Origin of the sequence: Streptomyces sp. NPDC050703, from assembly GCF_040654435.1 — a bacterium.
In the GTDB taxonomy this organism is placed as follows: Bacteria; Actinomycetota; Actinomycetes; order Streptomycetales; family Streptomycetaceae; genus Streptomyces.
Map to the genome: position 1 here is coordinate 1 of NZ_JBFAHX010000059.1, position 12,503 is coordinate 12,503.

Annotated in this window: 14 protein-coding genes; 5 read left to right on the forward strand and 9 right to left on the reverse strand. The window is 75.3% G+C overall.

Annotated features, from left to right (window positions below; all coding sequences use genetic code 11):
* Positions 1–124: 124 nt before the first annotated feature.
* Positions 125–1,078, forward strand: a complete 954-nt coding sequence (locus AB0I16_RS32665) for a YdcF family protein (RefSeq protein WP_363253286.1) — start codon at positions 125–127, stop codon at positions 1,076–1,078.
* Positions 1,079–1,180: 102 nt separating this feature from the next.
* Here the strand turns inward: AB0I16_RS32665 and AB0I16_RS32670 are convergent, their stop codons facing one another.
* The 6 genes from AB0I16_RS32670 to AB0I16_RS32695 all read right to left on the reverse strand — a co-directional run bounded on the left by AB0I16_RS32670 (position 1,181) and on the right by AB0I16_RS32695 (position 4,653).
* Positions 1,181–1,747, reverse strand: coding sequence for a type 1 glutamine amidotransferase domain-containing protein (locus tag AB0I16_RS32670; RefSeq protein WP_363253287.1), 567 nt, complete (start codon positions 1,745–1,747; stop codon positions 1,181–1,183).
* Between the two features lie 30 nt (positions 1,748–1,777).
* Positions 1,778–2,044: a GlsB/YeaQ/YmgE family stress response membrane protein gene (locus AB0I16_RS32675; protein ID WP_076687541.1), complete on the reverse strand. Its 267-nt coding sequence runs from the start codon at positions 2,042–2,044 to the stop codon at positions 1,778–1,780.
* A gap of 281 nt (positions 2,045–2,325) precedes the next feature.
* Positions 2,326–2,925: a hypothetical protein gene (locus AB0I16_RS32680; RefSeq protein ID WP_363253288.1), complete on the reverse strand. Its 600-nt coding sequence runs from the start codon at positions 2,923–2,925 to the stop codon at positions 2,326–2,328.
* Between the two features lie 194 nt (positions 2,926–3,119).
* Positions 3,120–3,482: an Asp23/Gls24 family envelope stress response protein gene (locus AB0I16_RS32685; RefSeq protein WP_363253289.1), complete on the reverse strand. Its 363-nt coding sequence runs from the start codon at positions 3,480–3,482 to the stop codon at positions 3,120–3,122.
* Positions 3,479–4,138: an Asp23/Gls24 family envelope stress response protein gene (locus AB0I16_RS32690; protein WP_363253290.1), complete on the reverse strand. Its 660-nt coding sequence runs from the start codon at positions 4,136–4,138 to the stop codon at positions 3,479–3,481. Before AB0I16_RS32690 ends, AB0I16_RS32685 begins: the two co-directional genes overlap by 4 nt.
* Positions 4,129–4,653 carry a sigma-70 family RNA polymerase sigma factor gene (locus tag AB0I16_RS32695; RefSeq protein WP_363253313.1) on the reverse strand — a complete coding sequence of 175 codons (525 nt, stop codon included), beginning with the start codon at positions 4,651–4,653 and terminating at the stop codon, positions 4,129–4,131. The genes AB0I16_RS32690 and AB0I16_RS32695 overlap by 10 nt, the downstream gene beginning before the upstream one ends.
* 307 nt (positions 4,654–4,960) lie before the next feature.
* Between AB0I16_RS32695 and AB0I16_RS32700 the strand changes: the two genes are divergently transcribed.
* The 4 genes from AB0I16_RS32700 (at position 4,961) to AB0I16_RS32715 (ending at position 7,308) form a co-directional block, all read left to right on the forward strand.
* Entirely contained in the window at positions 4,961–5,488 is a 528-nt protein-coding gene (locus AB0I16_RS32700) for an Asp23/Gls24 family envelope stress response protein (RefSeq protein ID WP_363253291.1), read from the forward strand.
* A 77-nt stretch (positions 5,489–5,565) separates the two neighbouring features.
* Positions 5,566–5,751 carry a hypothetical protein gene (locus AB0I16_RS32705; RefSeq protein ID WP_363253292.1) on the forward strand — a complete coding sequence of 62 codons (186 nt, stop codon included), beginning with the start codon at positions 5,566–5,568 and terminating at the stop codon, positions 5,749–5,751.
* On the forward strand, positions 5,748–6,731 hold the full coding sequence (locus AB0I16_RS32710; RefSeq protein ID WP_363253293.1) for a DUF6286 domain-containing protein: 984 nt from the start codon (positions 5,748–5,750) through the stop codon (positions 6,729–6,731). Before AB0I16_RS32705 ends, AB0I16_RS32710 begins: the two co-directional genes overlap by 4 nt.
* Entirely contained in the window at positions 6,715–7,308 is a 594-nt protein-coding gene (locus AB0I16_RS32715; protein ID WP_363253294.1) for an alkaline shock response membrane anchor protein AmaP, read from the forward strand. Before AB0I16_RS32710 ends, AB0I16_RS32715 begins: the two co-directional genes overlap by 17 nt.
* A 123-nt stretch (positions 7,309–7,431) precedes the next feature.
* Here AB0I16_RS32715 and AB0I16_RS32720 read toward each other — a convergent pair whose 3' ends face one another.
* From AB0I16_RS32720 to AB0I16_RS32730, 3 genes are all read right to left on the reverse strand, one after another.
* Entirely contained in the window at positions 7,432–10,599 is a 3,168-nt protein-coding gene (locus AB0I16_RS32720; RefSeq protein WP_363253295.1) for an amidohydrolase family protein, read from the reverse strand.
* A gap of 96 nt (positions 10,600–10,695) precedes the next feature.
* Entirely contained in the window at positions 10,696–11,235 is a 540-nt protein-coding gene (locus AB0I16_RS32725) for an SRPBCC family protein (RefSeq protein ID WP_363253296.1), read from the reverse strand.
* 28 nt (positions 11,236–11,263) lie between these two features.
* The gene (locus AB0I16_RS32730) at positions 11,264–12,481 is read right to left on the reverse strand and encodes a DegT/DnrJ/EryC1/StrS family aminotransferase (RefSeq protein ID WP_363253297.1); all 1,218 of its coding nucleotides are present in this window, start codon (positions 12,479–12,481) and stop codon (positions 11,264–11,266) included.
* Between the last annotated feature and the right edge of the window lie 22 nt (positions 12,482–12,503).

Consider the following 12,503-nt stretch of genomic DNA (forward strand, 5'->3'; position numbering starts at 1 on the left):
CGGGCGGGCCGGGAGAGCACGGGCGGCTTGTCGTCCAGGGTGGTGGAGCGGTTGGGCTGCACCTCGCCCGCCTGGAGGCCGCCGGAGACGATGACACCTCCTTCTCCTCCTCTTCTGCTGGCGGATGCTGCGCGAGAGCCGCAGGTTCGGCAACGCGGTCATCCTCGGACTCGCCGCGGTCTGCGGGCTCATCGCCTGGATGTCGCGGCTGCTGCGGTCCGGTTCGACGACGGGCACGGTCATCGCCTGTGCGCTGCTCGCGCTCGGCGCGCTCGGCATCCTCGTACTGACCTGCCTGCTCTTCCTCAATGGGCTGCGGATGGTGCGCAAAGAGGGCCGGAGCCCCACCAATCTGCTCTCCCTGACGGCCGCCCTCGCCATCGTCGGCGTCATCGCCCTGGTGGTCACGGCGTCGCTCGTACGGAGCCCGGTTCTCCTCGGGGCGGGCACGGCCGCCCTCGGGCTCTCCGGCTACCTGTCCTTCCTCTTCCTGTGCTTCGTCTGCTACGCCTTCCTCTACGGGCGGCTGCGGGTCCGCCGCAAGGCCGGCTTCGTGGTCGTGCTCGGCTCCGGTCTCATCGGCGGGGACACGGTGCCGCCGCTGCTCGCCAGCCGCCTCGACCGGGCGCGGAGCGTGCACGCGATGCTCTCCCGGCGGGGCGGCGCGCCGGTCCTCATCACCTCGGGCGGCCAGGGCCCCGACGAGAAGCTGCCGGAGTCGCACGCCATGGCCGACTACCTGACGGCCCGCGGCTTCCCCGCCGAACTGATCGAACGCGAGGACCGCTCGACGACGACGGAGGAGAACCTGCGCTTCAGCAAGGCCATCATGGAGCGGGCCGACCCCGCCTACCGGTGCGTCGTCGTCACCAACAACTACCACGCCTTCCGCGCCGCCCTCACCGCCCGGCGGACCGGCGTCAGGGGCCAGGTGGTGGGCTCGCCGACGGCCGCGTACTTCTGGCCGAACGCGACGATCCGCGAGTTCGCCGCCGTCCTCGTCGCCTACAAGCGGACCAACACGGCCGCCTGCCTGCTCTTCGTCCTGGCCGGGGTGCTCGTCTGGGCCACCCGCTAGGGGACCCGTCCCGGCACACGGCGGTGGCCGGGAGGTCTTCCTCCCGGCCACCGCCGTGTCCCGCGTCCCGTGCCCGGCGCGAGCCGGACGAAGGGGGGCGTCTCAGCCCGCCGCCGCGAGCGTGGAGTCGATCTCCCGGCAGAAGTCGTCGAGGTCGTCCGGCGTGCGCGAGGTGATGAGGTCCCAGTCCCCGGCACCGCAGTGCATGACGGCCTTGTCGACCCAGGTGCCCTTGGCGTTGCGGATGTCGGTGGCGACCGAGGCGTACGAGGTGAGGGTCTTGCCCTCCAGGACGCCGGCCTCGACGAGCAGCCACGGGCCGTGGCAGATCGCGGCCACCGTCTTGCCGGCACGGGCGAAGGCGCGGACCGCCTCCACCGCGTCGCCGTCGAGCCGCAGGCTGTCGGCGTTGATGGTGCCGCCGGGCACCAAGAGCAGGTCGTACGAGGACACGTCCGCGTCCGAGATCTTCAGGTCGGGCCGGACCGTCTTGCCGGGGTCCTTGTCGCCGACGAGGGTCTGGATCTCCTCCGCCGAGACGGCGGCCACGTCGACGTGGGCGCCCCGGTCGCGCAGATGCCGCACCGGCACCACCAGTTCGTCCTGCTCGATCCCGTAGTTGGAGACGACCGCCAGAACGCGGCGGCCGTTCAGGGTGTTCTCAGCCATGACGCTGCCTTTCCTTGCTGCTGTGGTTGCTCAGTGCCGTGCACGGCCGGTGAACAGGCGGTACACGAACAGGACGATGACGGCGCCGACGATGGCGGCGATCCACGTGGACAGGTGGAAGAAGCCGTTGATCGACTCCACCCCGAAGATCACCTTTCCGAGCCAGCCGCCGAGCAGGCCGCCGACGATGCCGATCAGCATGGTGACGATCGCCCCGCCCGGGTCCTTGCCCGGGGTCAGTGCCTTCGCGATCGCTCCCGCGATCAAGCCGACCAGAATCCAGGCGATGACGCCCACGGTGCTACCTTCCGTTCACTTTCGATGTCGATCGGGACATTCCGGTACCCGCCTTCAGCATGACCACACGCCGAGGGGCCGCCAGACGGGTCCGGCGACCGGAGTAACCGGTCGTGACGGTCGAGTGCCCCGCGCCCGGGGCGGCATTCGGGACCAACGGCCCCCGTGGGGCGGGAAGGAGGTCCCGGTCGGGAACGACGCCGGCCCCGGCCGCCGGTCCGTGTGGGCCGGCGGCCGGGGCCGCTGGTCGGGGCCGCCGGTCGGCAGCCGTGTGCCGTGGGTCAGTGGAGCTTCCTCACGGCCGTGGCGGTCGTCTTCTTGAAGTCGGCGACCTGGGCGTCGGCGAAGCCGCCCATCTGCCCCCACTGCACGAGCGTCACGGTGCTGCCGTCACGGCCCACCGAGAACATGTTGATGTCGGAGGCGCCCCAGGAGGCGTTCGTGTGGACGCCGTAGACGTGCGCGCCCTCCTCGACGTCCAGCTTGCCGTAGTACTTCTGCTCGGCGGTGATGTCGGGGTTCTCCGCCATCACCTTCTCCGCGCACCCGTCGAGCTTGGCGCGCAGCAGGGCCGCGTAGTCCTTGGCGCGCTGCTCGCTGCGCTCGACGACCGTGACCTGCAGGGCGCCGGTGTCCAGGTCCGTGCGGTAGGCGCGGTGCACGGAGGTCGAGGGGAACGCCTCGCCGACGCACATCGGCAGCGGGTCCGGCTGCCCCGCCGTGACCGGGCCCGCCGTCCAGGCGGACGTGGCGTGCGGCGGCAGTTCGGAAGGCGCCAGGAAGCGGGGCGTACCGGCCGCCGAGGCCGGTGCCGCCGCCGCGGCGACACCGGCCGCCGCCACCATCGCCACCACGGCGACCAGGCTCTTGTTCACACGCATGCTCGTCCTCATCGTTTCCCCCAGATCATCGGCCCGGCTCGTCGGCGGGTTCCTCCGCCTTTTCACTTCGACATCCCTTATGACCCGCCGGGTCCCGCACACGTTGTCCTCCCTTACGTCACAGCTGTGTCCCGCATGTCACCGAACGGCAACAGCGCTCCGCCGCCCGCCGCGGGGCCGGCTCCGTACGGGCGTCAGACGAGCCCCGTCACGGTCACCGTCACCCGGGGCTCGCCCACCCCCGGGGCGCCCGGTGTCGCGGCCGTCCGCCGCACGGCGTCGGCGACCGCGGCGCGCACCTCGCGGGTCACGTCCACGGCCCGGTGGCCGCGGCGCAGCACGACGTGCACCTCGGCGTGCCAGGCCCCCGCGTCCCGCGTCACCCGCACACCGGAGGCGTACGAGGGGCCACCGGACGCGGGGCGCACCCGGGCCAGGGTCCTCGATGCCCGGACGAGCTGGGCGAGCCCCGGCCGCAGGAAGGCGACGCCGGGGGTGGCGAGCACCGCCCTGCCCACGGCCTCGGTCAGCTCACCGGAGCCCGGTTGCTCGGTCACGGCCGCTCCCCGCTCTCCTCGATGATGTCCGCGATCGTCACGTCGACGGAGGCGACCCGCATGCCCAGCTCGCTCCCGGCGGCTTCGAGGACCCGGTGGCGCACCCCGTCCGCGACCTCCTGGAGGCCCCGGGTGAGCGCCACCTCCACCGCCAGGCGGATGACGACCGGGCCACGCGGTGCCGCGGCGGCCCCTGGCCCGTGTCCCGGCAGGCCCTCGATGCGGCAGCTGCCCGCCCGCACCCCCGGCAGGGTCTCGGCCGCCGCGCGGACCACCCGGGCCGCGGCGGCCTCCACGATCCAGGCGTCCTCGTCCTCCTCGCCGAGCGGCAGCGTGCGGCCCGGCCGCAGTTCGAGGCGTACGACGTCCATGACGCGGCCCACCAGCGCCGACGCGTCCGGCTCCGCCTCCGCCGGGTCGGCGTCCCTCGCGGTGGAGACGACGTCCTCAAGGCGCCGCAGCGAGTCCAGCGCCTCGGCGCAGTGCGGGCACCCGGCGGCGTGGGGGTCGGACTCACCGGTCTCGTGGCGTTCCCAGACGCTCCACAACTCCCTGCCGCAGGGCAGCGGTTCCCGCTCCGCCCGGTCGAGCGCCGCGTCGCCCCCGCCGGCCGCGCCGTGCCCCTCGACCGGTCCTGTCCCCTCGTTCACCGCCATGCGGCCATCGCCTCCGTGAGATAGCGCCGTGCCCTGAAGACGCGGCCACGCACCGCCTCCGGACTGATGCCGACGGACTCGGCGATGGCTTCGTAGGAGAGGCCGTTGAGTTCGCGCAGCACCCAGCAGACCCGCTGCTCCGGTGAGAGTCCCGCCATCGCCCGGGACAGGTCGGCCACGGCGGCGTGGGATTCGGCCACCCTTGAGGGGGACGCCTCGTGTTCGGGCGCCTGGGGTTCGGGCACGCCCTCCAGGTCGACGGAGGGCCTGCGCGAGCGCAGCACGTTCAGGCACCGGTTGGTGACGATCCGGTGTATCCACGTGCTGAACCGCGCGTCCCTGCGGAACTCCGGCAGCTTGCGCCAAGCGCTCACGAACGACTCCTGTACGGCGTCCTCGGCCTCCGTCCGGCTGCCGAGCAGCCGCGTCGCGAGCCGAAGGAGCCCTGGGGCGTGGCGGCGCATCAGCTCCTCGAAGGCCTCTTCGTCGCCTTCCCCTGCGCGCACCGCCAGCAGTCCGTCGTGCCGCCGCGCGGACGTGTCCGCCGTGTCCTCCTCCGGCGTTCCGCCCCGGTCCCCGGGCACACGCGGCTCCTCTCGTCCGGGCCGTGCTCCTACGACACATGGAAGGCCGTCCGCGTTGCGCGGCGAGGGCACGTTACCCGCCGCGGAGAGAAATTCCGCTGAGGCGCGTAACGGTGTTCCGGCATCCGTGTCGGACGGAAGAGAGTGGGCGCGGGCCGGGCGCATCCGCGCGCACGCGGGCACCGAACCCACGGGGACAAGGCAGCCGTACGGTTTTCGACGACGAGGAGATGCCATCATGACGACCCAGGACATCCGCTCGAACGCGACGACGAGCACGACCACGACCTCCGCCGACACCGGTCGCGCCGACGTGGCGCGGAAGAGCGCGGGCAGCACCACCGTGACGGGCGGCACCGGCGCGTCCGAGCCTGCCGCGACGCGCGGGAAGACCTCGATCGCCGACGTGGTGGTCGTGAAGATCGCCGGGATGGCGGCGCGCGAGATCCCCGGCGTGTACGACATGGGCGGCGGGCTCTCCCGCACGCTCGGCGCCGTCCGCGACCGCGTCCCCGGCGGCAGGCCCAACGTCGGGCGCGGCGTGAAGGTCGAGGTCGGCGAGCGGCAGACCGCCGTCGACCTGGACATCGTGGTCGAGTACGGCGTGCCGATCACCGATGTCGCCCACGACGTCCGCGAGAACGTCATCGCCGCCGTGGAGCGCATCACCGGTCTGGAGGTGGTCGAGGTGAACGTCGCGGTCAACGACGTGCGCCTGCCCGGCGACGAGACCGCGGACCCGACGGGCGACACGCGGGTGGAGTAGCCCGCGCCGGGCTGCCGGACCCGGCAGCGCGGTCCTGTGTCGTCGATGTCGCGGGGTTCCGCGGTGAGAGGTGAGTGGTGAACACAGCTCTGGCAGGCATGGTCGCGGGGATGGCCCTGGGGTTCGCCGGCTGGTTCGGCGGCTTCGGCGCCTTCCTCCTGGTGGCCGCGCTCGGCGCGGTCGGCTTCGTCGTGGGGCGTCTCGTGGAGGACGGCACGGACGTACGGGAGTTCCTCGGGGGCCGCGGCCGGGGCGGCCGATGAGCGGCCCGGCGGCGGAGCGCGGCTCGACGACCGTGGCCGACCGCGCGGTGCGCCGCATCGCCGAGCGGGCGGCCACCGAGGCCCTCGGTCCGGGAGAGGTCCGGGCCGGGCGCGGCTCGGCGGTCGTGCGGGGCCGCCGGGCCCGCGTCGGCGTCACGGTGACCCTGCCCTACCCCGCGGCGCTCGACGAGGCGGGCGAACGCGTACGGTCGCACGTCGCCGGCCGCACGGCCCTGCTCACCGGACTCGCCGTGCCCTCGGCGCGGGTACGGGTACAAGCGCTGCGGGTGCGGGAGCGGCCCGAGGAGGCACCCGGCGGGCCGGTGCCGGCCGGGGCGGTGGAGGCGGGCGGGGTCCGTACGCGCAGGCCGTGGTCCGAGCGGCGGACGCCCGTCGCGGTGGCGGCCCTCCTCGTGGCCGCGGTCTGCGCTCTGCTCCTCCACGACGTCGTCTCCGTGCACGCGGCGGGCCGTGCGCCCGCGCGGTGGCGGACGCGGTCGGTGGAGTGGCTGTCCGCCCACGGCCCGGACAGCGCGGCGTGGCCCGGCCTCGCGGTGGCCGCCGGGGTGTCGGCGCTCGGTGTGTGGCTGCTCGTCCTCGCCGTCACGCCCGGACTGCGCGGACGGCTTCCCCTGGCGGCGCCGCCCGGCGTGCGGGCGAGCGTCGACCGGCGTGCCGTGGCCGCGCTGCTGCGGGACGCCGTGGCGGACGTGCCGGGCGTCGGGCCGGTCCGGGTCGATGTCGGCAGGCGGCGGGCCCGGGTGCGGGCGGGGCTGCGGTTCGGCGCGCGGGAGCCCGCTCGGGCGGCCGTCGCGGAGGCGGCCCGGGAGACGGTCGCCGCGTGTGGTCTGGCACGGCCTCCGCGGGTCCGCGTCCGGGTGCGCCCCGAACCGGTCTGGAGCGCGCCGCCCGAACCGCCGGCCGCCGCCGTGGAGACTTCGACCGTGCGGGGAGGCGCCGCCGATGAGCCGGCTCCGTAACGGCGCCAATCGCGGGGCGCTGTTCGTGTCGGCGGCGGCCCTGCTGGTCGCGGGCGCCGCGCTCGCCTCCGCGACGGAACCGGTGCGGGACCGGCTGCCCGCGGGGTGGCCGCGGCTTCCGGCCGGCCGGGTGTGGCTCGACGAGGGCGCCCTCGGGCGGTGGCGCGACCGGGGGTGGTGGACGCCTCTGGTGATCGCCGCGCTCTGCCTGGGGGTGCTGCTGTTCCTGTGGTGGGCCGTCGGTCAGCTGCGCGCGGGGCGGCTGCGGGAACTGCCGCTCGGGCGGGCGGGGGTCACGCTGTCGGGTGCCGCGCTGGCCTCGGCGGTGGCGGAGCGGGCCCGTGGGGTGCGGGGCGTGGCCGATGCGCGGGTGGTCCTGCTCGGCCGCTCCGCGCGGCTGCGGGTCCGGGTCACCGTGACGCTCGCCTCCGACGGGGTGCCGGGGGCGGTCCTCGGGGAGCTGGCCCGGCAGGCCCTGGCGGAGGTACGGGAGGCCGTGGCGCCGCGTGCGGTGGAGACGGAGGTCCGGCTGGCGTCGCCCGCACCCCGGCGGCGGGGGCGGAGGCGGCTTCGCTGAGGGCGCGCCGGCTGCCGGGCGCGGCCCCGCCCGCCGTCCGCGCGGTCCCGCGCGCCCCTGGGGCGTGTTGCGAAAGTCCCGCCTGTCCGGCCCGGGCGGACGACGCCACGTGCGAAACACGCCCTAACAGCTCCCGCAGCAGGCGTCCCTTCTCATCAGGCGGGATGTCTCCAGCCAGCCCTCGGGCGAGGGGGCCGGGGGTTCGTGGGGGGTGAAGGCCGACACCAGGTCCTCGGTGCGGTGGCGGACGCCGGCGCGTACGACCTCCGTCGTGCGTACCAGCATGGCGAAGTCGGTGAAGGGGTCGCCGTCCACCACCGTGAGGTCGGCGATCCTGCCGGGGCGCACCGTGCCCAGCTCCTCGTCCAGGCCGAAGAGCCTGGCCGGCAGGACCGTCGCCGTGCGCAGGGCCGCCGCGGGCGAGAGGCCGCCGCGGTGCAGGGCCCGCAGGCCCAGGTGGAGGGCGAGGCCCACCGGGACGAGGGGCTGGTCGGTGCCCAGGGCCACCAGGCCGCCCGCGGCCAGGACGCGGCGGTAGATGTCGGTCTCCCGGCGCAGGGTGGCCAGTTGCGCGGCGGTCGGCGGGACGCCCGCCGCCTCCTTGATCTGCGCGGCGTCCCACGGGGGCATGACCGCGGTGACCCGCGGGTCCGCCGCGAGGCCGGGGTCCGCGCCGAGCAGCGGCGCCGAGGTGAACGGCGTGGCGATGAGGGCGAAGCCCGTGCCGTAGACGGCGAGGACGTCGTCCCACGCCTTGCCCGACGCGGTCACCGCGTGGCCGGACTCCGCGCGCTGCGTGGCCTGGAGGTGCGTCGTGAGGTCCTGGCCGAGCTGGACGCCGGGTGAGAGCAGGTGTCCGCCGCACCGCACCCCGAGGCGGTCGTGCGCGAAGCGCGCGGCCTCCCGCATCACCCAGCCCGGCGCCCGTACGTAGGTCTTGACGAAGTCCCAGTCCAGTGCGGCGCCCCGTTCGAGCGACCGGCGCAGCCCCGCCCTGCTCGTATGGGCCCGGCCCATGCTGTACGCGACCCGGGCGCCGTCGAGCAGTTCCCCCGCGGTGAGCAGGCGCGGTCCCGCCAGCTCGCCCGCGGCCACGGCCTCCCTGACGCGCGCCTGCTCGAAGGCGAACCCGCCGAGCGACACCGCCGTGGTGATGCCGTAGGTCAGCTGTCCCGCCGTCTGCCTGCCCCCGTACGTGCTCTGCCAGGGGTGCGTATGGCTGTCCCAGAGGCCGGGCACGACCGTGCTCCGCGAGGCGTCGACGCGCCGGTCGGACCGCGTGCCCCTGCGCGCGCGGTGCGGTTCCACCGCCTGGACGCGGCCGTCGCGGACGATGATGTCGACGTCGTCCCGCGTCCCCTCCCCCGTGCCGTCCCACAGCTGCCCCGCGTGCACCACCAGGTCGTCGGGTGCGGGCCTGCGGCCGTGCAGGGAGACGGGGACCGTGCGCGGACGGCCGCCGTCCGCCGCGATCGTGCGCAGCCGGGTGCCCGACAGGTACAAGAGCGTGCGCGAGTCGCCCGACCAGGACGGGTGGTCGGCCGGTTCCTCGGTGAGGATGCGCGGTGCGCCGCGCGGGGTGCCGTCGGCGGCGACGGGCAGGACGTGGAGCGCGGAGTCCACGATCACGGCCAGGTGGCGGCCGTCGGGCGACCAGACGGGCCCCGAGTCGTAGCGGTCGGCGAGCGAGGTGTGCGGGGCGACGGCGTGCAGGCGGTCGTCGCCCGTGGTGGTGTCGACGACGCGGATGAGGTTGTAGCCCTCGCGGAAGCGGAAGTTGAGCCGGTTGCGGTCGCACAGGGCGAGGTGGCGGCCGTCCGGTGACCAGCTCGGTCTGCCGGGCAGTCCTCCGCCGCCGAGCGGGGTGGCGAGGGTGCGTTCGGTGCCGTCGGCCAGGTCGCGGACGATCAGCCGTCCTGTCAGGTCGAGGCAGGCGAGCCGCTGTCCGTCGGGCGAGAGCGCGGGGTGGACCCGGCCGCCGGTGGCGAGCGGTGTCTCGGTGCCGGTGGCGAGGTCGTGCCGGTACACGCCGAGCAGCCCGTCGCGGTCGTCCGCGTAGACCAGTGACCTGCCGTCCCTGGCCCAGGTGGGGCCGAGCAGGTAGGCGGTGGGGGCGGCTCTGCGCAGCCGGCGTGGCCGGCCGCCCCTCGTGTCCGCGAGCCAGAGCGAGTTGAGCGCGGCGAAAGCGACGCGCCGCCCGTCCGGGGAGAGCGCGGGCAGGTGGATGCCGCGCACGGGACCGCCCCTGCCGAGGCCGAGGTCGTACTCCTTGCCCCGGTACCGCGGGCGGTCCACCGGCACGGTGGCGTCGAACGGGATCGCCTCGGCCGTGTCCGGGGCGTCCGGGCGTACGAGGGTGAAGCGGCCGTCCACGGTGAGCAGCAGCCTGCCGTCCGCGGTCCAGCGGGGCGGTACGGGGGCGATGTCGCCGTCGAGGGCGACGGGGGCGCCGTCGACGACGAGGGCGCAGGAGGCGTGGGGCGCCGCGGTGACGCGCAGATAGGCCAGGCGGTCGCCGTCGACGGCCGGGGTCATCACCTGGGCGGCGGCGGTCTCGGTGTGGACGGTGGTGACCGGGCCCGCTCCCCCGGCGGCGACCGCCGCGACGGTACGGGCCTGGAGGACGGTGCCCTGGGGTCCGGCGACGGTCGTCCCGCGGACGAACAGGATGCGTGCGCCGTCCGGTGACCAGGTGGGGTCGAAGTCCTCCCACCGGCCGTCCTGGAGGGGGCCCTCCTGTCCCGGCAGGCCGGTCACGCGGGTGATCCCGCCGCGGGCCAGGTCGAGGACGTGGATGCGGTACGGGCCGCCCTCGACGGGGTCGCCGCCCCGCTCGGAGGCGAAGGCGATGCGGGTGCCGTCCGGGGACCAGGCGGGGCCGCGGTCGTCCCAGGGTCCGTCGGTGCGGCGGCGCAGCCGGGTGCCGTCCGGGCGCATCGTGTAGAGGTGGAAGCCGCCGTCCCGGTACGCCCCGAAGGCGATCAGCGTGCCGTCGGGTGAGTGCACGGGACGGTTGGGCTCCAGGTCCGCGGGGGTCAGCGGCACGGCTTCGCCGCCCGTGCGGGGCACCGACCAGAGCATGGCCTGCGCCTCGGCGACGAGCCTGCCGCCGCCGGGCGGGAGGGTGGCCGCCCCGTTGGTGACGCGGGTGAAGGAGAGGGGTACGCCGGTCCGCGGGCGGGCGGGGGCCGGTGCCGCGCCCAGCGCCACGAGGGCACCTCCCGCCCCGGCGGTGACGATGAGCTGACGACGGGACAGGGGCAGCCCGGTGGCGCTGCGGTCACGGTCCATGACAGAGCACACTCGCGCACCGCGCGGGCCGGGGCAACACCCCACGGGGGTGGCGCGCCCCCTTTCGGTCACGTGCCGCGCCCACCGGCCCTCCGCTCACCGGGTCGCGGTCCCGGCCGTCCCGTCCAGTTCCCGCTTGAGGTTGCGCAGGGTCCGGTCGATGTTGCGGACCTGGAAGGCCGCGAACGTGTGTCCCCGGGTGGCGATCCGGTCGAAGGCGGCGGCCACGAAGTCGGGCCATGCGCGCCGGTCGTCCGTCCACGTCTCGGTCACGCGCGTCGCCCCGCCCGGCGCACCCTGCCCGCTCGTGGTCGCCTCGAAGCGGTACTCCCAGGTGGCGATGGGGCCGCGCAGGCGCGGGCGCTTGAGGCCTATGGCGTGGACGCGGAAGGCGAAGCACGCGCCGGGGTCCGCCTCGGTCACCGTGCAGCGTGTGGTCCAGCGGACCGCGCCGCGCTTGTTGTGGCCCACGAAGACCTGGCCCACCCGGGCGGGCCGCCCGGCGTCGGCGAGGGTCGCGCCCAGGTTCTCCGGGCTCCACCGCCCCATCTGCGCGGGGCGGCTGACCTGCTCGTACACCAGGGACGGCGGTGCTTCGACGACAATGCTGCGGGACACGGTGAACGTGCGGGCCATGGAGTACTCCGTTCCTCGGCCCGTGACATTACCCGCCGGTAAGGGCCGGGGGAAGCGGCGCCTTCGGGCGGGCGGGCCGTGCGCGCTCCTCCGTCAGCGCGTTGATGACCCGGCGGGCCAGGAGCGGATCGGCGGGCAGGGTGTGCGCGGCGAACCAGCGCGCCGCCGCGGGGTCGGGCGAGGGCTCGACGAACTCGGCGCCCGCGTAGTCGTCGAGCGGCGGGTCGTACACGTAGCCGCACACCAGCCCGTGGTCCACCAGGCGGTCGAGCAGGGCGTCGCGGTCGTGGACCAGCAGGGGCACGCGGAAGAGGGGCGGCGGGCCCTCTTCCGCCGAGCGCTCGCGCAGCGGCCGGCCGGCCCAGGCCGTCTCGCCGAGCAGCGAGACGCCGACGCGCCTGCGGGCCAGGTCGCTCTCCAGACGGGCCATGCGGAGCTTCTGCTGGGCGCGGACGGCGGCGCCGTGGCGCGAGCGGAAGCCGTGCAGGTCGACGCGGACCCAGGACTCGTACGCGGCCAGGTCAGGGGCGCGGCCGGCCGCGCCCGCGAGCTGCCGCGGCCGCAGGTCCATGCGGAAGGAGTCGCGTTCGAGGAGGCCCAGGCGCTGCATCGTCCGCCATACGGGGCGCACGAGCCCCGTGGAGCGCACGGCCGAGCGGACCAGCGGGCGCAGGGTGGTCGTCAGGTCGTGGCGCAGGCGGCGCGGCGTCAGGAGTTCGTCGCGCAGGAGCTCCACCTCGCGCCGGGTGCGCGCGTCCCCGACGGCGAGGAAGCCGCCGGCCGCCGCCGCGACGTGCTTGGACAGGCTGAACGCCGCCGCGTCGCCGAACGTCCCGACCGGCCGCCCCTCGACGCGCGCGCCGATGGCGTGCGCCGCGTCCTCGAACAGGGGGATGCCCAACCGGTCGCAGCGCTCGCGCAGTTCGACGACGCGGTCCGGCACCCCGTACAGGTTCGTGGTCAGGACCGCGTCCACACCGCGCCACGTCGACTCGGGTACGGCGGCCGGGTCGATGTTGCCGTCCCAGGCGGACACCGGGGCCTGCACGGGGCGCAGGCCCGCCGCGAGGACCACGAAGAGGATCACGTCGTCGTTGACCGGTGACATCAGCACCCGCGCGCCCGGCCTGCACCAGTGCCGCAGTGCCAGGTAGAGCGCGAGCCGGGCCGAGGGCGTGTAGACGCAACCGCGCCCGAGGCGCCGGGTCATCTCGTCGGCCAGCCGTGCTCCGTAGGGCATGGACATCCCGCCTCTTCCGCTTCGTCGC

Coding starts and splice junctions, on each gene's coding strand:
- AB0I16_RS32665 (WP_363253286.1), top strand. CDS start 125: ATGCTGCGCGAGAGCCGCAGGTTCGGCAACGCGGTCATCCTCGGACTC.
- AB0I16_RS32670 (WP_363253287.1), bottom strand. CDS start 1,747: ATGGCTGAGAACACCCTGAACGGCCGCCGCGTTCTGGCGGTCGTCTCC.
- AB0I16_RS32680 (WP_363253288.1), bottom strand. CDS start 2,925: ATGCGTGTGAACAAGAGCCTGGTCGCCGTGGTGGCGATGGTGGCGGCG.
- AB0I16_RS32690 (WP_363253290.1), bottom strand. CDS start 4,138: ATGGCGGTGAACGAGGGGACAGGACCGGTCGAGGGGCACGGCGCGGCC.
- AB0I16_RS32700 (WP_363253291.1), top strand. CDS start 4,961: ATGACGACCCAGGACATCCGCTCGAACGCGACGACGAGCACGACCACG.
- AB0I16_RS32710 (WP_363253293.1), top strand. CDS start 5,748: ATGAGCGGCCCGGCGGCGGAGCGCGGCTCGACGACCGTGGCCGACCGC.
- AB0I16_RS32715 (WP_363253294.1), top strand. CDS start 6,715: ATGAGCCGGCTCCGTAACGGCGCCAATCGCGGGGCGCTGTTCGTGTCG.
- AB0I16_RS32720 (WP_363253295.1), bottom strand. CDS start 10,599: ATGGACCGTGACCGCAGCGCCACCGGGCTGCCCCTGTCCCGTCGTCAG.
- AB0I16_RS32725 (WP_363253296.1), bottom strand. CDS start 11,235: ATGGCCCGCACGTTCACCGTGTCCCGCAGCATTGTCGTCGAAGCACCG.
- AB0I16_RS32730 (WP_363253297.1), bottom strand. CDS start 12,481: ATGTCCATGCCCTACGGAGCACGGCTGGCCGACGAGATGACCCGGCGC.